Here is a 21,453-nt window from a genome sequence, read left to right on the forward strand (position 1 = left end):
CTCTCCTTTGTTGGCATAAGACTTGCTTAATATAGTTGTGAAGAGAAAAGGAGGAGCATCATGAAACAGAATTTTAATTCCTTTAATAACCTCTTCAAGACATAAAAGATTAGGTAATTATTATGGTAGGTGGGGTTGGGCTTTGTGGAGATTCTGATTAATTATTAAAATCGTACCGACATTGATGTAACAAACAGAGGGTTATTTTTAAAGGAGGTACTAAAAGGTTTTACGATTGATGAGGTTTTAATCTTATTAGAAGCTAGTTTTCGAGTATATGAGAATGTAAAAGTACCAGCTTCTTCGTAAGATAATCAGTCAAACAAAGGGGGATAAAGGATGTTTAGTATGATCGGATTAGTTGGTGGATTAGCACTTTTAATTTATTTAACAATGAAAGGTATGAACTTATTAGTAGCTGGTCCGCTTTGTGCACTATTTGTTGCTGTTTTTAGTGGTTTGCCACTTTTTCCACAGCTAGTTGGAGAGGGTGAAGCAAACCTTGTAGGTAACTATATGACTGGCTTTTCAGGCTTTATTGCTTCTTGGTACTTAATGTTCTTATTAGGTGCGATTTTTGGAAAAGTTATGGAAGATAGTGGTGCTGCTGATAGTGTATCAAAATGGATTGTTGAAAAGCTTGGAATGAAAAGAGCAGTCCTTGCTATCGTAATTGCCTGTGCTGTATTAACCTATGGTGGTGTTAGTTTATTTGTCGTAGCGTTCTCTGTTTATCCAATGGCTGTTAGCTTGTTTAGGCAAGCTAATCTACCGCGACGGTTTATTCCTGCAGCATTAGCGTTTGGATCAGTAACATTTACAATGACATCTGCTGGTTCTCCAGAGATTCAAAACTGGATTCCGATTGAATATTTAAGTACGTCTCCATATGCTGGTTGGGAAGTTAGCTTAATTGTCGCTATATTTATGATGGTTTTCGGATATTGGTGGTTAAGAAGAATGATCACAAAAGCTGTTGCAAGTGGAGAAAAATTTGTTTCTCGTGACAATGATCCAGTTAATGAGGATAAGGCGCTTCCACACCCGTTAACAGGGCTAATCCCGCTTTTGGTTGTCTTAATCATTTCGTTTATATTCCATGATTCGCTACAGCAATCTGCCTTAATCATTGCTTTACTTGGAGGAGTCATTACAGCTTATTTATTAAACCGTACCTATTTTAAATCATTTTGGGATGCTGTATCTGAAGGAACGCTTGGTGCACTAATAGCACTTGGGAATACAGCAGCTGTTGTTGGGTTTGGTGGAGTTGCAAAAGCTGTTCCAGCATTTGAAATAGCTGTTAATGCGATGACAAGTATTCCAGGTAGTCCGCTTATTGGAGGAGCAATTGCTGTTAGTGTCATTGCAGGGATGACAGGGTCAGCATCAGGAGGTCAAGCAATAGCTCTCCCACTAATTGCACCACATTATATGGATATGGGTGTAAACCCTGAGGCATTGCATCGTGTTGTAGCAATTTCTTCTGGTGCATTGGATTCCTTACCTCATAATGGTTATGTCGTAACAACGATACGTGGAATCTGTGGAGAATCCCATAAGGAAGCCTATAACCCTGTTGCTGCTTTAACTGTTATCGTTCCATTAATCGGAGTGGCTATCGCAATAATACTATTCTCATTCGGACTAGGGATTTAAGAACGGAGGTTGATGAATTTGGCTCAAGTACAAGTTGTACTGATAACAGGTGCTGCAGGAGGAATTGGTTTTGAACTTGCAAAAGCCTTTGCGATGGAAGGTGCAAAAGTTGTTTTAACAGACTTACATGAAGATCAGGTGTTACAGAGTTCAAAAAGATTAAAAGATGATGGTTTTGATGCAATAGGATTAAAATGTGATGTTTCCAAGGAACAAGACATCATTGATGCGGTAAAAAAAACTGAGGCTGAATATGGAAGAATTGACACTTTAATAAATAACGCAGGTATACAATATGTGGCACATATCGAGGATTTTCCAACTGAAAAATTTGAATTACTCATGAAAGTAATGCTCGTTGCACCTTTTCTCGCAACTAAGCATGTATTTCCAATTATGAAAAAACAGCAATATGGAAGGATTCTAAACATTGCATCGATCAACGGATTAATTGGTTTTGCAGGAAAAGCAGCTTATAATAGCGCAAAACATGGGGTAATTGGATTAACAAAGGTAGCGGCATTAGAAGGAGCTGAGCACGGAATTACAGTAAATGCGCTATGCCCTGGCTATGTTGATACACCTCTCGTTCGAAATCAACTAGAAGATATCGCTAAGACAAGGAATGTCTCACTAGAAAGCGTATTAGAAAAAGTATTGTATCCACTTATTCCACAAAAAAGATTACTAGAAGTACAAGAAATCGCAGACTATGCAATCTTCTTAGCAAGCAAAAAAGCAAAAGGTGTCACAGGTCAAGCTGTTGTGTTGGATGGAGGGTATACGGTTCAGTGAAGTTTATATTGGGGACATATATTGGGGACAGTCCCCAATATTGCAAAGAATTAGGCTTGCAATCGTTTGCGAGTCTTTTTTTCATTCTTTTTGGGGACTGTCCCCAAAATAGAATAAACAACTAAAATCAAAGGTTTTTAGCGGTAAATTGTATATTAAGTAATCATATTGGGGACTGTCCCCCAAACTTGGACTCCAAAATTATAAAGGCAAACTTGCATATCCCGACAAATTTATATAAAATAAGCTTAATATGTATATATAATGAACGGAGATAAGGAGTAGTAATTTGCGAAATATCGTTCAGAGAGTTGACGGCTGGTGTGAGTCAACCGATTTTTGCTGATGAACTCGCCTTTGAGTTACAAATGTGAAAGCCTTGTTTGGGAAAGTAATATTTGTCGTCTATCCACGTTACGGATGTCAAAGTGGGCATATCGCTATGCCAAAGTTGGGTGGTACCACGGGAATTAAACCTCTCGTCCCTGTTTGGGATGTGGGGTTTTTTTCATTTTTATCTAACAGAATAACACTTTTCAAAATGGTAAGTATGAGATAAGTGGAACTTACTTTGATCCGTTCAACCGGTTAATTGTATAAACAAACATAGATCTAGCTTTTAAGGAGGAAAACATATGAGCTTCAATCATCAACAGATTGAAAAAAAATGGCAAGATTTTTGGTTACATAATAAAACATTTAAAACTACAGAGGATACGGACAAGCCAAAGTTTTATGCACTTGACATGTTCCCATATCCTTCAGGTGCAGGTTTACACGTAGGGCATCCAGAAGGATATACTGCAACAGATATTTTATCTCGAATGAAACGCATGCAAGGCTTTAATGTTCTTCATCCAATGGGATGGGATGCATTTGGATTACCAGCTGAGCAATATGCCCTTGATACTGGTAACGACCCAGCGGAATTCACGAAACAAAATATTGATAACTTCAGAAGACAAATTCAAGCACTTGGATTTTCGTATGATTGGGATCGCGAGGTAAACACTACAGATCCTGAGTACTACAAATGGACACAATGGATCTTTTTACAATTATACAAAAAAGATTTAGCATATGTAGATGAAGTGCCAGTAAACTGGTGTCCTGCATTAGGAACCGTTTTGGCAAATGAAGAAGTAATAGATGGAAAAAGTGAGCGTGGAGGACATCCTGTTGAACGTCGTCCGATGAAGCAGTGGATGCTTAAAATTACGGCATATGCTGATCGTCTTCTTGAAGACCTTGAAGATGTTGATTGGCCTGAGAGTATTAAAGATATGCAACGTAATTGGATTGGACGCTCTGAAGGGGCACATGTAACATTTGATATTGATGGTTATGATGAAAACTTCACAGTATTCACTACTCGACCAGATACATTATTTGGTGCGACTTATGCTGTATTAGCACCAGAGCATTCCTTTATTGAAAAAATCACAACGGCTGAACAAAAAGACGCAGTCGAAGCATATATCAATGAAATTAAACATAAGAGCGATCTTGAACGAACTGAACTTTCAAAAGAAAAAACAGGTGTATTCACAGGAGCTTATGCGATTAATCCTGTTAATGGTGAAAAAATACCGATTTGGATTGCTGACTATGTTCTTGTCACATATGGAACTGGTGCAATCATGGCGGTACCTGCTCATGATGAACGTGACTATGAATTTGCACAAAAATTTGAGCTTCCAATTAAAGAAGTTGTTAGCGGTGGAGATGTTAAGAAAGAAGTATACACTGGTGACGGAGAGCATGTTAACTCTGACTTCTTAAATGGACTTGGTAAGCAAGAAGCGATTGAAAAAATGATTGCTTGGCTTGAAGAAAATAAAAAAGGTGAAAAGAAGGTTACGTACCGTTTGCGTGACTGGTTATTTAGCCGTCAACGTTACTGGGGAGAGCCAATTCCAATTATCCATTGGGAAGATGGGACGATGTCTGCAGTGCCTGAAGAAGAGCTTCCACTTGTACTTCCTAAAACGACAGAAATCAAACCATCAGGAACAGGTGAATCACCACTTGCAATCATTGAAGATTTCGTTCATGTAGTGGACCCTGAAACAGGGAAAAAAGGTCGTCGTGAAACAAATACTATGCCACAATGGGCAGGAAGCTGCTGGTACTACTTACGTTACATCGATCCGAAAAACAGTGAATCACTTGCAGATGACGCAAAATTAAATCAATGGCTACCTGTTGATATTTATATCGGTGGAGCTGAGCACGCAGTCCTTCACTTACTATATGCTCGTTTCTGGCATAAGTTTTTATATGATATTGGTGTTGTGCCAACGAAGGAACCATTCCAAAAACTATTTAATCAAGGTATGATTCTTGGTGAAAATAATGAAAAAATGAGTAAATCAAAAGGAAATGTTGTAAACCCAGATGAAATTGTTGAATCACATGGTGCAGATACTCTTCGTCTATATGAAATGTTCATGGGTCCTTTAGAAGCATCAATCGCATGGTCTACAACAGGACTTGATGGAGCAAGACGCTTCTTAGATCGTATTTGGCGTCTATTCATCGAAGACAATGGTGAATTAAGTCCTAAGGTTGTTGATGAAACAAGTGATACACTTGAGCGTGTTTACCACCAAACAGTTAAAAAGGTAACCGAGGATCTTGAGGGCTTACGCTTTAACACAGCAATCTCACAACTAATGGTCTTCATCAATGAAGCCTATAAAGCGACAGTTCTTCCTAAAGAATATGTTGAAGGCTTTGTGAAATTAGTATCACCAATTGCCCCTCACTTAGCTGAGGAGCTATGGAGCAAGCTTGGTCACAGCACAACTATAACTTACGAAGAATGGCCTGCTTTTGATGAAGCAAAGCTTGTGGAAAACGAAGTTGAAATTGTCGTTCAAGTTAACGGTAAAGTTCGTGCAAAACTGCTTGTTGCAAAAGATGTTACAAAAGATCAGCTCGAACAAATAGCACTTGAAGATGATCGAGTAAAAGAGCATGTTGAAGGGAAAACGATTCGCAAGGTAATTGCTGTCCCTGGCAAGCTTGTTAATATAGTTGCAAATTAATAAATTGATGAAGGCCGACTCGTAAGTATCTTTGATACTTGCGGGTCTTTTTTTGTCTAGGAAATTATAAAATTCTAGTAATGTGGCTAAGCGCTAAGCATCCAGCTCCAGCGCCTATCCCCTCTTGGGTCTACAGCAACTCATGAATTGAAGGTAAAAAACATCTTCTATTCATGAGCGTCTTATTTTCCCGCGGCTGTTCAAGGCGCTTGCGCTTTTGTTCTGTAGTTTGGGATTTTTAGAAAAACGGTGGAAAACGTCCGATCAATGGAAGAATTAGTCCTTCCCGCAACTAATTCACAATGAAAGAAAAACAATACGTTTCTCCCAACCTCATCCTAAAACTGGAACCTTACACATTTTATTTGATATAATGCAGTTATCAAATCTGAAAGGGTGTACGAGATGTACGAAATGAAAGAAATTTCACCTGAAGAAATTCAGAAAAAACTAGAAAACGGTGAGAAGCTAGAATTAATAGATGTTCGTGAAGATGATGAAGTAGAAGCAGGAATGATCCCACAAGCGCGACATATTCGTATGAATGATATTCCTAATCAACTAGATGCAATTGATAAAGAAAAAGAGACATTCTTTATTTGTCGTTCAGGCGGTCGTAGTGGTAATGTATGTGCCTATTTACAAGAGAGAGGCTATAACGTAGTTAATATGGCTGGTGGTATGCTTGAATATAAAGGTGAGACTAAGCCTAAAAGTGAATTAGCTTAACCTACATAAAAAGAGTATGCCTGTCCAATAAGGCATACTCTTTAATTTAAACCTTCAAGTGTTATTCTTATATTTTCATCTAAACATGATACATAATGAGGGCAGAATAACAATAAAGCTGTTCTCCTTCCTCATCGATTGTAATTGACACACTATATTTAATATCTCTAACATGGTTTTCGTTATGCTTAGCTAAAAAATCATTTATTTCTTCCTCTAAATCCTTTTCGTGCTCTTCATCAAATACAGCAACTTTTAACATGCGCTCACACCCTTTAACTAAGTTAGTAAACTGTATTAAAAAGTTGCTAGAATTAGAACTAGTTTTTATAAATATCTTTCAAAAAAATAAGTGATTTAAGTAAAGTTGAGAGTTTAAAAATAAAAAAAGCACCAAGTAAAACTTAGCGCTGATGTAAGTAAGTATCTGTTTTTAGTGCACACCTATAGAATACATTGCAGCATTCTTCCCAGCAAGTCGACCGGTAACGAGAGCTGAAGTGATATTATAGCCACCTGTATACCCATGTATATCTAAAATTTCACCACAGAAATAAAGTCCATTTTTAAATTTCGAAGACATCTCACGAGGATGTATTTCCTTTACAGAAACTCCTCCGCCTGTTACAAATGCCTTCTCAATTGATAGAGTACCATGTACGTTAAATTGAAACTGCTTGCAATCTCGTACGAATGAACGTAGCTTTTCGTTTGAGAGATTATCATATGTCAGAAGCGGATCAATATCATTTTTCTCCAATAAAAATAATAAATATCTTTCAGGTAAAAGTCCCTTTAAGACATTTTTGATTGCTTTTTTGGCATCATGCTTTAAATCTTTAACGATTGATTGAAATAGCTGTTCTTCATTAGTCTCTGGGAGTGCATCAATGCTAACAGTAATTGCATTTGTTTTAAACTTTTTCATTGCCTTTACAACATATTGACTACATCTTAAAACAGCTGGTCCAGAAATACCAAAATGAGTGAAGAGCATGTCCATTTTGTGGGTGATAATTTGTTTTCCTTTCGGATTCAATACGCTTAAGGCAACATCTCGTAAAGAAAGTCCTTGAAGTGTTTTTTCCTGAATAAATGGTTCATTGGATGTAATAGGTACTTCTGTTGGAAATAGTTCTGTAATTGTATGACCCGCTTTTTCAGCCCAGGCATAGCCATCTCCGGTACTTCCTGTGTGGGGCACGCTTTTTCCGCCTACAGCGAGAACAACTGCATTAGTCGAAATCATTTCACCGTTTGCAAGCTGTACACTATGTACCTTTTTATCATCATAAAAAACATCTTTAACAGGTTCATTTGTCCGAATTTCAACGTTCAAACGGTTTAATTCACTAAGGAGGGCATCGACAACTGATTGTGCTTTATCAGTAACTGGGAACATGCGTCCGTGATCTTCTTCCTTAAGCTTAATTCCGAGGTTTTCAAAAAAAGAAATAATATCTTCATTATTAAATTCTGAGAACGCGCTATATAAAAACCTTCCATTACCTGGAATATGCTTAATAATTTCATCAATAGGCAAGCGGTTCGTTACATTACAACGTCCTCCACCTGAGATAGCAAGCTTTCTTCCTAATTTATTCCCTTTGTCTACTAGGAGAACGCGAGCTCCTTGCTGGCCAGCTGCAATAGCTGCCATTAAACCTGAGGGACCCCCACCTATTACTAACACATCATATTTCATTATGTTTTTCACAACCTTCATTTATATCTTGGTCTGCTCCTCATATTATAGCTGAAGATGATAAAAAGCAAAAAAATTATTTTGGTTCTAATATACTTTTGGGATTAGTTTTTGAATAGCTTCAGTGTCTATCCTAACATGAAAGCTACCGCATTTCTGAATACAAACATGTGGTATAAGCGTAGGATTGTGGTAAAATAGAAAAGTTGAATCTTCATAGAGAAGAATGGTGAGTCAGAAATATGTCAAATAATTTGTTAAGAGGTACGTTTGTTTTAACGTTAGGTACATATCTTTCGAGAATATTAGGTATGATATATCTCATTCCTTTTGCAGCTATGGTTGGAACTGATGGAGGAGCATTGTTCCAAACTGGTTATGCTCAATATACAATATTTTTAAGTATTGCAACCGCTGGATTTCCAGCTGCAGTTTCTAAATTTGTTTCGAAATATAATGCAATTGGCGATTATGAAACGAGTAGGCGGATGTTTAAAGCTGGATTGGCTGTTATGCTCGTGACAGGGTTACTAGCATTCTCCCTTCTCTACATGCTTGCACCAATGCTAGCCAAAAGTGCACTTGCTGGAAAGAATTATAGTAGTTTTACTGTTGAAGACGCTATATTAGTCATCAGAATGGTCAGTTTAGCGCTTATTGTTGTGCCGTTAATGAGTTTAATCCGTGGCTTTTTTCAAGGACATCAATCAATGGGGCCAACAGCTGTTTCTCAAGTCATTGAACAGCTTGTCAGAATTGTATTTTTACTAGCAGCTACTTATCTCATTATGAATGTATTTAATGGTGGATTAGTGTTAGCAGTTGGTTATGCAACATTTGCAGCATTTGTTGGGGCAATAGGCGGTTTGCTTGTTTTGTTGGTCTATTGGATTAGACGTAAGCATACGCTTCAAGCTCTGCAAGAAAATAAAGTGGAAACAAAGTCCATACCTCTAGGTTTAATGTTTAAAGAAGTTTTTCGCTATGCAGGACCGTTTGTATTTGTTGGCTTAGCGATTCCTATATATAACTATATTGATACAAACACGTTTAATGGAGCGATGATTGAAGCGGGATACGATAAAGATATTGCAATTGCTATGTATGGAATTCTGTTACTTTACGTACCAAAGCTCGTGATGATTCCAGTTTCATTAGCAACTGCTTTTGGTTTAACGCTTATTCCTTCAGTCACAGAATCCTTTACAAGTAACAATCGAGTACTGCTCCATAAGCAAATCGATCAAACATTACAAATAATTATGTTATTAACATTGCCAGCTGTTGTAGGGATGTCAGTACTAGCTGGACCAGCGTATAACATTTTTTATTTTGGTGAATATGAGGAAATCGGGAAAAACATACTAATGTGGTATGCACCGGTTGCATTATTGTTTTCCCTATTTACGGTCAATGCAGCGATACTTCAAGGGATTAATAAACAAAAGCTTGCAGTAATTAGTCTAGTCATTGGTATTATTGTAAAGCTAGTATTAAATACTCCATTGATTCAATTATATCAAGGTGTTGGATCAATACTTGCTACTGCAGCAGGTTATACAATTTCATTAATTTATGGCTTTGCAATGATTAAACGTCATTCTGGTTATTCGTTTAAATTATTAATTAAACGAACAGTTCTAATGACTATGCTTTGTACATTTATGGGATTAGCTGTTTCTGTTATTCAATCAATCTTAGGTATTTTTATTAATTATGAGGATGGAAGAATGCAGTCAGTTATTGTAGCTGCCATTGCAGTTGCGGTCGGAGGAGTCGTTTATTTATATTTAGCCTATCGATCTCGCCTCTTGGAAAAAGTTTTAGGAGATCGATTAAAGCGATTTTTACCGCGAAGCCGTGCGAATGGCTAAAAACAGGTGAAAATAAGAAAAGCTCGGTGAAATTGCCGAGTTTTTTTAATAAAAGTAAGAAAGTATTTGTTTCTGTACTTGTTTAGGGAATTATAAAATTATAGTACTGTGGATAAGCGCTTTGACATCCAGCTCCAGCGTCTAGACCCTCGGTGTCATAAGCCACTCAGGAATTGAAGACAAAGAACGTCTTCTGAGCGTCTTATACCAGTCGGGTCTGATTAAGGCGCTTGCACTTTTTTATAAAAATTAAACATGATCGTGTGGTGCTCTTATAAATGAGAATTGATAAATTATTAGCGAATGTAGGTTATGGAAGTCGTAAAGATGTAAAGAAGATGCTGAAAACAGGTGTTGTAAAAGCAGATGGGGAAGTAATCAAAGATCCAAAAGTCCATGTGAACCCAGATGAACAGCATGTAACTGTTAACGGAGAAAAAATCGAATATAAGGAATTTGTTTATTTAATTATGAACAAACCTGCAGGGTATTTATCAGCAACTGAGGATGAATTACAAGAAACAGTTATTGATTTATTAGAAATGGAGGATGCTGTTTGTCAGCCTTTTCCTGTTGGTCGACTTGATAAGGATACAGAGGGATTGTTGCTGTTAACGAATGATGGTCAGCTTTCACATCAGTTGTTATCTCCGAAAAAACACGTACCAAAAACGTATTTTGCCACGATATTAGGTAGTGTTACAGAAAAGGATGCAGAAGCGTTTAAAAAAGGTGTTGAGTTAGACGACGGATATGTGACTAAGCCTGCAAATCTTGAAATTCTTACATCAGGAAATCAATCAACAATTCATATCACCATTACTGAAGGTAAATATCATCAAGTAAAACGTATGTTTGAGTCGGTTGGGAAAAAGGTTACCTACCTGAAAAGGATATCAATGGGACCAATAAAATTAGATGAAGATGAATTAAAGGTTGGAGAATATCGTGAACTAACTGAAGATGAGATTGAATTGTTAAGACAAGCACAACCTATTGAATTATAAAATAAAAAGGCTTTAGCTACTTGATAGTCTTGAGAAATAAGGCATTTAAATAGAAATAAAAGGCAGTTTTCGCAAACTTTGTTGCTATTTACCAAGTAATGTGGTGTGGTTGATTGCAGCGAGAGATGCTCGCTTTCCTCGGGGCAGGCGGTGATCCTCCTCGGCGTAAACGCATGTGGGGTCTCACCTGTCCGCTGCTCCCGCAGGAGTTTCGCAATCCGTTCCAATCAACCTGAAATAATTTTTGTTTTAAAAGCAACAATCTCTTAGAAAAGAGCCAAATAAAAAAAAGAGGAACCTTTCATGATGAAGGTTCCTTTTATGTATATTCATATTAATTTTTGATTATTTTTTCTTAAGAAGACATCTTAACTTTTTTCTTTGTAGTTGCCCATTTACCTCTTGTTGGGCTGTGAACCAAATCGTTATATGCTAACACATTTAAATCACGTTGTATGGTTCTTGGTGTAATACCAAATTCGTCAACAAGTTGCTGTGTGGTCACAGTTCCCCTCTCATTAATAAACATGTAGACTGATTTGATTCTGGTTAGCATACGGTTTGTTGAAGGTTTCAAAAAACCACTCCTTATCGTTTGATCGCACTGGCAATGCCTACTACAACCTTTCGATGACTGCAACTTCAGATGTCACTTCATACATATATTTAATGATGTGGTAAAACGTTACAACAATATTTTACACGATTTCGACACATAACATCCAGAGAAAAGATTAAATTTACACAATATTAACATTTTAACCTAGCTTACAGTAAAAAATAATAAGCTTTTGACTTAATTTCTGTTTCTAGTTCCAGCAGACCAAGGCAATTTTACTTTTCTGTGAGTGCTTTACACAATAAAACTATATGATGTTTGTTCTGAATAGTATGACAATAATTTGAATCTTTTTCAAGCAAAACGAATCTTTTTCCTGTATTTCTCGTATTAAAGGAAAGAGAGGATTTCAAAATGGCTATATTAACCGTATCAATTGATGAAGCAGGCTATGAAGAAAAGCAACCTGTTATTCATAGAATTGAGTTTACATTACATAAAGGTGAATGGATTGGAATAATTGGTCCAAATGGGGCAGGGAAAAGCACTACAATAAAGGCTTTATTGGGCGTTTTGGAATATGTAAAAGGTGTGATTAACAAGCAAGAGCAGTGCCGTTATGCATACATTCCTGAAAAACCTATATTCTATGAACATTTAACATTATGGGAGCATTTAGACTTATTAGCGTCAATAAATAATATGGATGATGAAATTCTTATCAACAGAGCTAACACTTATCTTGAGGCTTTTAAGATGAACAAGGTAAAACATGAGATGCCAGTTACATTCTCGAAAGGGATGCAGCAGAAGGTAATGATCATTCAAGCGTTATTGTTGCAACCGGATTTTTATATTGTTGACGAGCCATTTATTGGCTTAGACCCAAGTGCGATTAAAATGTTTTTAACAGTAATGGAGCAAGAAAGGAAACGAGATGCAGGCATCTTAATGTCCACACATGTTCTAGATACAGCAGAAAAAATTTGTGATCGCTTTTTACTTATTTCAGAGGGTACAAAAGTAGCTGAGGGGACTTTGCAACAATTACAATCTACAATTAGGATAGGAAATGCCTCTCTTCTCGAATGCTTTCATGCAATGGCAGAAGGGAGATAGTAAGAATGAGTGGTCTTCAGCTGTGGTATAAAAGAGTAAAACAAGATTGGCAATACCAATCTAAAAACATTCTATCAATTTTAGATTGGACCATCATCCTTTATCTCCTCATTCCGTTCCTTGCTTTTGTGGGGATAGCCTATCATTCATGGTGGTTTACAGTACCAAATTGGTTGATAGGATTGCCACCTTCTCTTTACTTCCTAGGGTGTTATTTTATTTGCTGGCAAGGGAGACTTAGGACATTTATGGAGGAAGCAGACCAACTATATCTCCTCCAATATCCTAAAAAAACAGTGTCAATGAGATATATGGGTGCACTATATTCTTCTGTTGTCATATTAATAAAATGGGTGGCAATGTTTTTATTGTTATTTCCAATTACTAATCATTTCAGCGAGTTAGAAATAGGACAATTTACAGCAGCAATCATATATTTCTTCAGTTTAAATCTTTTGCTTTCTACATATGAGCAGAAAGTCTATCATTACCGTTTCCTTAAGAAGTTTTTTTTGCATGTTTTTGTTTTCATTTCATTTGCTTTTTTGTCATATTTATTGATAAATCAACTGATTTTCATCGTTTTAATTATGGTTTCAATTATATTTATTGGCTTAGCAATTTGGCAAATAAAACTCTATCAGTCTCAATTTAAAAGCTTTTATACAGATGTTGAGAAGGGACAAAGGAATAAAGTAAAGCTTATTTCTTTTATGTTTGCGATTAACCCCGAAATCAATCTATCAAAGGTTAAGAAACCAAAGAAGCATTCTTTGGTGTTATGGAGAAATTCAACGAGAATATTTATAAATCGTGCACCTGAAAACGGTGTAACAGAACTATTTATTAAAGCTTTCCTACGTGAAAAGGCAAATGTTTTCAACTATATACAGATACTTTCTGTAACAATTACGCTTATTTTTGTCACACCAATATGGTTAAAATGGTGTGTTTTTATAGCATTTTGGTTCTTTTTTAAAGAGTGGGTCATTTTACTATTTAAAGAGATAATAAAACAAAACCCTTATTTAGCCATTGATTACTCTCAGAAAGAATATATCTTTCAAGCACAAAAGATGTGTGAAAAACGATTTGTATATCCTGGTGTTTCTCTTGTTTTTCTTTTTGCGAGTTTATCAACTGTAATAGCGATTTTCATCTGATGTTGAATAGTTTATTTAGTTAAGCTTCTCATGTTATGCTAAGCTAATAAATATAGTTTTCAGCCACATACGTGTAATCGGAGGTAATTGAGTTTGATTATTTTAAAAAGTAAACGTGAAATAGAGTTAATGCATAAAGCTGGTCAATTATTGGCTAATTGTCATAAAGAGATCGCAAAAAGAATCAAACCAGGTGTTACGACATTAGAAATAGATACGTTTGTTGATGCATATTTAAAAAGGCATAGTGCAACACCAGAGCAAAAGGGGTATAAGGGCTATAAATATGCCACTTGTGCGTCTATAAACGATGAAATCTGCCATGGATTTCCAAGAAATAATCCGTTGAAAAATGGAGATATCGTGACGATTGATATGGTTGTGAATTTAAACGGTGCACTTGCTGATTCAGCATGGTCATACGCTGTTGGGGATGTGTCACCTGAAGCAGCCCGTTTATTGCAGGTTACTGAAGAATCCTTAAACAAAGCTATTGAACAATCAGTCGTTGGTAATCGACTTGGGGATATTGGTAATGCAATTCAGAGCTATGTTGAAGGTGAAGGATTTTCAGTTGTACGAGAGTTTACGGGTCATGGTATTGGCAAAACAATACATGAAGCACCAACTGTTTTACACTACGGTGAACCAAATAAAGGTCAACGTTTAAAGGAAGGTATGGTCTTTACGATTGAACCGATGGTTAATTTAGGCGCATGGGAATCTAAAATGGATGATAATGGTTGGACTGCTAGAACAATAGATGGAAAGCTTTCAGCACAATATGAGCATACGATTGCGATTACAAAAGAAGGACCAATCATCTTAACAAAACAATGATACTTAATAAGAATAAATGAAGTGAAGCACAAGCCATCTAATTACTATAATTAGAGGCCATGTGCTATTTGTACGAATTTCTTGAATGAAATAATTATCGTAATTTGGTTCAATTTTGTGCTATTAAAATTCAAAAATAATAAAAAAAGTGGGAAATTGTGTTAAGTTCTGGCTTGTCCAAATATTATCACAGGTGTATCATAAGAAATAAATTCATTACCATCGGAGGCGCTTATGGATCTAGATATATCAAAGCATTCCTTGCCAGTTTTCGAAGCTCTTGCAAGCAATGTAAGAATTAACATCATTCAACTTTTAGCAGAGCGTCCAAGGAATATGAAAGAATTGGCGGAGGCATTAGGTCTAAGTAGTGCAATAATGAGCATGCATATTAAAAAATTAGAAAAAGCAGGAATCATTCGTACTGATCGAGTGCCTGGTAAAGGCGGAGTGCAAAAGTTATGTGTCCTGTATGTAGAAAATATGGAAATTACCTTCCCTAAAAAGCAAGAAGAACATAAGGAGTTTCATCAAACTGAAATTTCAGTAGGACATTATACTGATTTACATGTTGAACCAACTTGCGGATTAGCAACAACGGAAAAGATCATTGGAGAGTTCGATGACCTTCGTTATTTCTTTGATGCTGATCGTGTAAATGCTAAAATACTATGGTTTTATAAAGGGTATATTGAATATAAAATTCCCAATTATTTGCTAGCAAGTCAACACCCAAATGAGCTCGAAATTTCCCTTGAACTTTCATCTGAAGCACCATTTACGAATAGTAATTGGCCCTCTGATATTGATTTTTATCTAAATAATATTCATTTAGGTACATGGACAAGTCCAGGGGATTTTGGTGACAATCGTGGTAAGTATACTCCTTCCTGGTGGCCAAGTGTTGTGAATCAATATGGGCTATTAAAGAAACTTAGAATTGCTAATGATGGTACATATATGGATGGGAATAGATTATCTGATATTAAATTAGAAGATGTTGGAATTAGGGAGAAACAATGGACATTCCGTATTGCCGTCCAAGAAGATAGTGAGCATGTAGGTGGTGTTACATTATTCGGAAGAGGGTTTGGCAATTACAATCAAGATATTCTTTTTCACCTTTATTATGAAAAGGAAAATCAAAAAAAAGAAAAGTTAGTAGAGAATGTTACTTAATCAAATAAGGAAGCTGACTATCTTAAGTCAGCTTCCTATAGTTGGGATTTTTTAACTTACTTTTGTTGTCCAGCACCAGTTCCAACGAGCTAAATGGGCACTTGTGCTTTACTTAATGTCCACCAATAAATGCTAGTTGAATGAAAAATAGTACGGCAAAAATGTAAACAAAAGGATGAACCTCTTTCCACTTACCTTTCGCGATCTTCATTAAAGGATAAGAAATAAATCCAAGTGCGATACCAGTAGCGATGCTAGATGTTAAGGGCATACTAATCACGACTAGAAAAGCAGGAAATGCTTCATCAAGTTCTTTCCAGTTAATATCCGAAATTGCACCCATCATCAAGCTTCCAACAATAATTAGTGCTGGTGCTGTAATTGCTGAAATACCAGAAACTGCACCAATCAATGGGCTGAAGAGAAGCGTGAATCCGAATAAAATCGATACTGTTAATGTTGTTAATCCAGTTCTTCCTCCTGCTGCTACTCCTGCTGAAGACTCTATATAAGCACTTGTTGGACTTGTTCCAAACATTGCCCCAACTGTTGTTGCAGCTGAATCAGCCAATAAAGCAGTACGAGCTTTTGGTAGCTCATTCCCTCTCATTAAACCAGCTTGTTGGGCAACACCAATCATTGTTCCAGTTGTATCAAAAATTGTTACCAATAAGAAGGAAAAGACAACTGTATATAAACCGTGTGTGATCACATCACCAATTGCTGAGAATGGATTTGTAATAAGGATTCCTTCAGGTAGACTAGGTAAAGAAACGAATCCTTCTTTAAACTCAAGCTGTCCTGTGAAAAAGGCTATTAATGCAGTAATAACCATACCGATAAATAATGCACCATGAACATTCAAGCTCATTAAGACTAATGTAACCGCTAGACCTACTAATGCTAAAACAACAGATGGGGAATGTAGATCACCTAATGCAACTAAGTTGTTTGGATCGGCAGTTATAATTCCAGTTAAGCGAAGTCCAATAAAGGCAATGAAAAGCCCGATACCAGCTGTAATTCCGCTCTTTAAATTACTTGGAATAGCTTCAATTAATTTTTTTGCGGAATGGTGTTAGAGATAAAAGGACAAAAATAATACCCGCAACAAATACAGCAGAAAAAGCTGTAATGTATGTAATATTTTCATTTGCTCCAACAACTGAATAAGCAAAATAGGCATTTAAGCCCATACCTGGGGCAATAGCGATTGGATAGTTTGCAGACAGTGCCATCCAAAGTGTACCGATGATTGTTGCAATGATTGTTGCTGTGAACACCTGATCAAATGGTACTCCTGCATCTGCTAATATAATCGGATTTACGACAACAATATAAACCATTGTTAAGAAGGTCGTAAGCCCTGCAATTATTTCAGTTCTTACATTTGTATTGTGTTCTGCTAATTTAAACATAGTTACCCCCGTTATTTTTACGAACATTTTTCAAAACATTTATAATAATATTCGTTTTTTATTTATTTTGCAATAGTTTTCTCTTATTTTATTACCTTTTCCTGTATAGGGGATTTTCTTTAGTAATTTAAACATATTATGTTCATTAATAAGTAAATTATAAAATGAGTCAAGTTTTCTTCTTTCTGCTTACTTTTATCCTGAGATAGTATTTGGTATGTTATAGAAGGAATTAATGATAAATGATAGTAGGAGGTTTACATAATGAATTGGAAAGAAGAAGTTGAAAAAAGAAAAGAAGAGATCATAAAAGATACACAGGCTTTTCTGCAAATAAAAAGTGTACTAGATGAGGATACCAAATCTGAGATTGCTCCATTTGGTGAAGGGATTAATGATGCATTTCTCCATTTATTGCAGTTAGGTGATGCTTCGGGTTTTGTAAGTAAGAACCTTGACGGCTATGCAGGGCATATCGAGTTAAAGGGTAGTAGTGAAGATGTTATTGGTGTGCTTTGTCATGTTGATGTTGTTCCAGAAGGTGACGGTTGGACGAGTGATCCCTATGGTGCAGAGATTAGAGATGGTAAGATTTTTGCACGAGGGGCATTGGATGATAAAGGCCCGACGATCGCGGCATTTTATGCGATGAAAATTGTCAAAGAACTAGGGCTATCTTTAACAAAGAATGTACGAATGATTATCGGAACAGATGAAGAAAGTGAATGGCGCTGTGTTGATCATTATTTTAAGCATGAAAAAATGCCACTAATGGGTTTTGCTCCTGATGCCGATTTTCCGATCATCTATGCTGAAAAGGGAATAATTGATGCTACGTTAATGCAAACATCTACTTTTGAAAATGAGCAAGGTAATGCAATGCTTCAATCCTTCCATTCTGGTAGAAGGTTTAATATGGTTCCTGATTTTGCTGAAGCATCTTTCACGATTAAAAGTGATCATAAAGCAACAGTAAGCCAATTATTCACAGATTACATAACTCAAGCAAATGTAAAAGGGACTAGTAAAGTCGAAGCGGATCTCATCACATTAACGATAGAGGGTATTTCAGCACATGCAATGGAACCAAATAATGGGGTAAATGCTGGGATATTAATGGCTGCATTTTTGAATAAGCTTGAATTAGATAAAAAGGGTAGCCAGTATATCAAAACAATCGTAGATGTTTTTGAAGGGGATACTCGTGGGGAAAAACTTCAGATTTCATATTCTGATGAGATCAGTGGTGAATTGACTGTAAATCTTGGCGTTATGTCTTATACAAATGAGGGTAATGGGAAGCTAGGAGTGAATGTTCGTTATCCAGTTATGGGTGATGCAGATCATATAAAGAAAGGTTTCTCAGCTCTAGCTGGTTTTGATTTACATGCATTTGATGACTCTAAACCACACCATGTTGATGAGAAGCATCCACTTATTCATACCTTACAGAAGGTGTATGAAGAACAAACAGGTGAGAAGGCAGAGTTAATTGCAATTGGTGGAGGCACTTATGCGAGATCGTTAAGTGCAGGTGTTGCATTTGGTCCGCTGTTTCCTGGGAGACCTGATATTGCTCATCAAAAGGATGAATATATTATTATAGAAGACCTTTTGAAAGCAACGGCCATTTATGCACAAGCCATATATGAATTAGCGAAATAATGACTGATGAAAGATGGCAGGATGAAAGTAGATTGAAACAGGATGACTTTATTTCTTGAAAATGGGGTCATCTCTTTTTTAAAGGAAAAAACAGATGATATTAACTCTAAAGTGAAAAAAGAGTCTGTACTTTGCTAAGGAAAGAAGGAACAATATGGAATACACAGCCATACATCAGGAGGAACAACGAGCAACCAATCTTAATTTTTCAAAGTTTTATTTCTTTGTCTTTTTTGGAATTGGCTCACTTTTTCCGCTTTTATCTCTCTATCTAAAAGACGTTGTTGGCCTATCGGGTAGCCAAATAGGAATCATTATGTCGATTAGCCCAGTTGTGATGATTGTCGTACAACCGATATGGGGAGTCCTTAGTGATATAACTCAAAAGCCAAGCTTCTTATTATCCGCAGCGATCCTTTTAACCGCGATCTTTGGAATCATTTATTCTTTTATAAATAGCTATTACTGGATTGTAGTTATGGCAATTCTGCTTGCTATCGTGCAAAGTGCGGTTATTCCGTTATCAGATAGTATCGCGGTAAATTATGTTCAAAAAACAAAAGGTCAATACGGTTCGCTTCGCCTGTGGGGGGCTGTTGGCTTTGCAGTTGCTGTCCAAATTGTTGGTTGGCTTTCAGACCAGATAAGTTTATCGGTTATTTTCTATGTTTTTTCCATTGCCTTACTTGTTTCATGTTTATTTGCTTGGCAGCTACCAAAAGAAAATCAATCTATGAAAATAAGTTTAAGAAAAGGGCTTAAAGAACTTATTAATGTACCAAGATACTTCGTCTTTTTATTTATTTCTTTTTTAGTTTTAGGACCACTGTTAGCAAATAATATTTATTTTGGGATATTAATAGCTGAGGTAGGCGGTGGGCTTACGGGAATTGGCCTTGCGTTTTTGCTAGCTGCTGGTAGTGAAGCCCCTTTTATGAAAGTCGCAAGCATTTGGATAAACAAACTTGGAATGATTAATATCTTAATCTTGGCAACGGTAGTAGCAGCTATTCGCTGGTTTTTATACTTTATTGAACCACCTATATCAATAATTTATCTTTCTACGATTGCTCAAGGGCTTTCATTTGGTTTGTTCATGCCAGCGGCTATACAATATGTCAGAGATTTAGCACCTATAAAAGTTGGGGCAACTGCTATTTCGTTGTATTCAGCTATCGGTAATGGGTTAGGTAACTGGTTCTGTACGTTTGTCGGAGGGTTAATTTTAGAAGGATTTTCAGTTTTGTACGTATATTTATTTTTCGGAGCAATGACTTTATTAGGCTTGTTCGTATTAATTTGGTTTAAGTTTACTAATAAAGAAGCAGCCATGTAAAAAGGGAGAGGAACCACTTCCTCTCCACTTAAAAGTTAGGCACTGATAAACTTAGTTGTTGATCTTTACTGTAGGCGTTCGCTTTCGTTCTAACAAAATTCCAAAATCAACAGTGAGCTTTAACAGAGCCAAAAATTAAAAAGCAAAGACATCACTTGATAGATAACGTTCACCAGTATCACTGATTATACAAACAACTACATCTTCAGGTGTTAAACGTTTTGCTACTTCAATTGCTGCATAACATGCTGCACCAGATGATGGGCCAACTAGTATTCCTTCCTCACGAGCAAGTCTTCTTGTAATATCATATGCTTGATCATCATCAATTTTTAGAATTTCATCATATACCTTTTGATTTAAAATCGAAGGAATAAAGCCAGGACTTGTACCAACTAGTTTGTGCATGCCTGGTTTTCCACCTGAAAGAACCGGAGATCCTAGCGGTTCAACAACGTGAACACTTAAATCCTTGTAATGTGCTTTTAATGCTTCTCCTGTTCCTGTAATCGTCCCACCAGTGCCTGCAGTAGCAACAAAAGCAGATAGCGGCTTTCCGAGTTCATCCATCGCCTCAATTATTTCTTTTGCAGTAGTATGACGATGAGCATTAGGATTTGCTTCGTTATCAAACTGCATTGGCATAAAGGCGTTTGCTATTTCTTTTGTTAGCTGCTCTGCTTTTCTAATTGAGCCTGGCATCTTTTCATCACCAGGTGTTAGTACAACCTCTGCTCCATATGCTTTAAGTAAGTTAATACGTTCTTGTGTCATTGTATCAGGCATAACAAGAATTGCTTTATAGCCACGTGCAGCTGCATTCATTGCAATCCCAATTCCAGTATTTCCACTAGTAGGTTCGATAATGGTTGAATTAGGCTTTAATAAACCTTGCTTTTCAGCTTCGATAATCATATTGTAAGCAGCTCGATCCTTTACACTTCCACTTGGATTAAAGAATTCAAGCTTTAAGTAAACAGCTGCGCCACCCTCAGGGTTTATTCGATTTAATTTTACTAAAGGAGTATTTCCGATAAGGTCTGCAATGTTGTTAACGACTTTCATTATGTCACTTCCTTTTGATGTCCTTAAAAAATTTTACCATATAAAAATTAATATTCCTATTACAATGCTAGGATATAACAAAGATTGAATTTAACACAATACCTACCATTGAATAATGTTATTCCTTAACGGAGTTTCTCCATCACCTATGTTGTTTTTATTAAAAGGCTCTTTTCTAAGAGATTGTTGCTTTTAAAACAAAAATTATTTCAGGTTGATTGCAGCGAGACTCCTGCGGGAGCATCTCTCGCTGCAATTAACCACACCGCTTTACTTGGTTGGTAAATAGC

Annotated in this window: 16 protein-coding genes, 1 pseudogene and 1 other annotated feature; of the genes and pseudogenes, 12 read left to right on the forward strand and 5 right to left on the reverse strand. The window is 36.5% G+C overall.

Annotated elements, in window-relative coordinates; translation table 11 throughout:
- Positions 1–339: 339 nt before the first annotated feature.
- The 4 genes from I7822_RS16100 (at position 340) to I7822_RS16115 (ending at position 6,233) form a co-directional block, all read left to right on the forward strand.
- Positions 340–1,659: a GntP family permease gene (locus I7822_RS16100; RefSeq protein WP_207980026.1), complete on the forward strand. Its 1,320-nt coding sequence runs from the start codon at positions 340–342 to the stop codon at positions 1,657–1,659.
- Positions 1,660–1,677: 18 nt separating this feature from the next.
- Complete coding sequence (locus I7822_RS16105; RefSeq protein ID WP_207980028.1) at positions 1,678–2,454, forward strand: 3-hydroxybutyrate dehydrogenase; 777 nt, start codon at positions 1,678–1,680, stop codon at positions 2,452–2,454.
- A 262-nt stretch (positions 2,455–2,716) separates the two neighbouring features.
- Positions 2,717–2,944 (forward strand) — a binding site (T-box leader).
- A gap of 145 nt (positions 2,945–3,089) precedes the next feature.
- Positions 3,090–5,504: a leucine--tRNA ligase gene (leuS, locus tag I7822_RS16110; protein ID WP_207980035.1), complete on the forward strand. Its 2,415-nt coding sequence runs from the start codon at positions 3,090–3,092 to the stop codon at positions 5,502–5,504.
- A gap of 405 nt (positions 5,505–5,909) precedes the next feature.
- The gene (locus I7822_RS16115) at positions 5,910–6,233 is read left to right on the forward strand and encodes a rhodanese-like domain-containing protein (RefSeq protein WP_207980037.1); all 324 of its coding nucleotides are present in this window, start codon (positions 5,910–5,912) and stop codon (positions 6,231–6,233) included.
- A gap of 79 nt (positions 6,234–6,312) precedes the next feature.
- Here the strand turns inward: I7822_RS16115 and I7822_RS16120 are convergent, their stop codons facing one another.
- Both I7822_RS16120 and I7822_RS16125 read right to left on the reverse strand, forming a co-directional pair.
- Positions 6,313–6,495 (reverse strand): sporulation protein Cse60, encoded by a 183-nt coding sequence (locus I7822_RS16120; protein ID WP_207980039.1) that lies wholly within the window; start codon positions 6,493–6,495, stop codon positions 6,313–6,315.
- Positions 6,496–6,666: 171 nt separating this feature from the next.
- On the reverse strand, positions 6,667–7,938 hold the full coding sequence (locus I7822_RS16125; protein WP_207980223.1) for a BaiN/RdsA family NAD(P)/FAD-dependent oxidoreductase: 1,272 nt from the start codon (positions 7,936–7,938) through the stop codon (positions 6,667–6,669).
- A 242-nt stretch (positions 7,939–8,180) separates the two neighbouring features.
- Here I7822_RS16125 and I7822_RS16130 point away from each other — a divergent pair, with 242 nt between their 5' ends.
- Positions 8,181–9,812 carry a putative polysaccharide biosynthesis protein gene (locus I7822_RS16130; protein WP_207980041.1) on the forward strand — a complete coding sequence of 544 codons (1,632 nt, stop codon included), beginning with the start codon at positions 8,181–8,183 and terminating at the stop codon, positions 9,810–9,812.
- Between the two features lie 278 nt (positions 9,813–10,090).
- Entirely contained in the window at positions 10,091–10,819 is a 729-nt protein-coding gene (locus I7822_RS16135) for a pseudouridine synthase (protein ID WP_207980043.1), read from the forward strand.
- A 355-nt stretch (positions 10,820–11,174) separates the two neighbouring features.
- On the opposite strand, the gene I7822_RS16140 is transcribed toward I7822_RS16135, so the two are convergent.
- Positions 11,175–11,396, reverse strand: coding sequence for a DeoR family transcriptional regulator (locus I7822_RS16140; RefSeq protein WP_046590011.1), 222 nt, complete (start codon positions 11,394–11,396; stop codon positions 11,175–11,177).
- A 396-nt stretch (positions 11,397–11,792) separates the two neighbouring features.
- On the opposite strand from I7822_RS16140, the gene I7822_RS16145 reads away from it, so the two are divergent.
- The 4 genes from I7822_RS16145 (at position 11,793) to I7822_RS16160 (ending at position 15,679) form a co-directional block, all read left to right on the forward strand.
- Positions 11,793–12,497 (forward strand): ABC transporter ATP-binding protein, encoded by a 705-nt coding sequence (locus tag I7822_RS16145; RefSeq protein WP_207980045.1) that lies wholly within the window; start codon positions 11,793–11,795, stop codon positions 12,495–12,497.
- A gap of 5 nt (positions 12,498–12,502) precedes the next feature.
- Positions 12,503–13,660, forward strand: a complete 1,158-nt coding sequence (locus tag I7822_RS16150; protein WP_207980046.1) for an ABC transporter permease — start codon at positions 12,503–12,505, stop codon at positions 13,658–13,660.
- A 93-nt stretch (positions 13,661–13,753) separates the two neighbouring features.
- On the forward strand, positions 13,754–14,500 hold the full coding sequence (gene map, locus I7822_RS16155; protein WP_207980048.1) for a type I methionyl aminopeptidase: 747 nt from the start codon (positions 13,754–13,756) through the stop codon (positions 14,498–14,500).
- A 234-nt stretch (positions 14,501–14,734) separates the two neighbouring features.
- Positions 14,735–15,679 carry an ArsR/SmtB family transcription factor gene (locus tag I7822_RS16160; RefSeq protein ID WP_207980051.1) on the forward strand — a complete coding sequence of 315 codons (945 nt, stop codon included), beginning with the start codon at positions 14,735–14,737 and terminating at the stop codon, positions 15,677–15,679.
- 112 nt (positions 15,680–15,791) lie between these two features.
- Here I7822_RS16160 and I7822_RS16165 read toward each other — a convergent pair.
- Positions 15,792–17,097 (reverse strand): annotated as a pseudogene (locus tag I7822_RS16165) (NCS2 family permease).
- 264 nt (positions 17,098–17,361) lie between these two features.
- Between I7822_RS16165 and pepV the strand changes: the two are divergent.
- Both pepV and I7822_RS16175 read left to right on the forward strand, forming a co-directional pair.
- Complete coding sequence (pepV, locus tag I7822_RS16170; protein WP_207980058.1) at positions 17,362–18,762, forward strand: dipeptidase PepV; 1,401 nt, start codon at positions 17,362–17,364, stop codon at positions 18,760–18,762.
- 154 nt (positions 18,763–18,916) lie between these two features.
- The gene (locus tag I7822_RS16175) at positions 18,917–20,098 is read left to right on the forward strand and encodes an MFS transporter (protein ID WP_207980060.1); all 1,182 of its coding nucleotides are present in this window, start codon (positions 18,917–18,919) and stop codon (positions 20,096–20,098) included.
- Between the two features lie 135 nt (positions 20,099–20,233).
- Here the strand turns inward: I7822_RS16175 and cysK are convergent, their stop codons facing one another.
- Positions 20,234–21,163, reverse strand: coding sequence for a cysteine synthase A (gene cysK / locus I7822_RS16180; protein ID WP_207980062.1), 930 nt, complete (start codon positions 21,161–21,163; stop codon positions 20,234–20,236).
- Positions 21,164–21,453 lie beyond the last annotated feature (290 nt).

It is taken from the genome of Metabacillus bambusae (assembly GCF_017497975.1).
Classification (GTDB): domain Bacteria; phylum Bacillota; class Bacilli; order Bacillales; family Bacillaceae; genus Metabacillus; species Metabacillus bambusae.

Coding starts and splice junctions, on each gene's coding strand:
- I7822_RS16100 (WP_207980026.1), top strand. CDS start 340: ATGTTTAGTATGATCGGATTAGTTGGTGGATTAGCACTTTTAATTTAT.
- leuS (WP_207980035.1), top strand. CDS start 3,090: ATGAGCTTCAATCATCAACAGATTGAAAAAAAATGGCAAGATTTTTGG.
- I7822_RS16115 (WP_207980037.1), top strand. CDS start 5,910: ATGTACGAAATGAAAGAAATTTCACCTGAAGAAATTCAGAAAAAACTA.
- I7822_RS16120 (WP_207980039.1), bottom strand. CDS start 6,495: ATGTTAAAAGTTGCTGTATTTGATGAAGAGCACGAAAAGGATTTAGAG.
- I7822_RS16125 (WP_207980223.1), bottom strand. CDS start 7,938: ATGAAATATGATGTGTTAGTAATAGGTGGGGGTCCCTCAGGTTTAATG.
- I7822_RS16130 (WP_207980041.1), top strand. CDS start 8,181: ATGTCAAATAATTTGTTAAGAGGTACGTTTGTTTTAACGTTAGGTACA.
- I7822_RS16135 (WP_207980043.1), top strand. CDS start 10,091: ATGAGAATTGATAAATTATTAGCGAATGTAGGTTATGGAAGTCGTAAA.
- I7822_RS16145 (WP_207980045.1), top strand. CDS start 11,793: ATGGCTATATTAACCGTATCAATTGATGAAGCAGGCTATGAAGAAAAG.
- I7822_RS16150 (WP_207980046.1), top strand. CDS start 12,503: ATGAGTGGTCTTCAGCTGTGGTATAAAAGAGTAAAACAAGATTGGCAA.
- I7822_RS16160 (WP_207980051.1), top strand. CDS start 14,735: ATGGATCTAGATATATCAAAGCATTCCTTGCCAGTTTTCGAAGCTCTT.
- pepV (WP_207980058.1), top strand. CDS start 17,362: ATGAATTGGAAAGAAGAAGTTGAAAAAAGAAAAGAAGAGATCATAAAA.
- I7822_RS16175 (WP_207980060.1), top strand. CDS start 18,917: ATGGAATACACAGCCATACATCAGGAGGAACAACGAGCAACCAATCTT.
- cysK (WP_207980062.1), bottom strand. CDS start 21,163: ATGAAAGTCGTTAACAACATTGCAGACCTTATCGGAAATACTCCTTTA.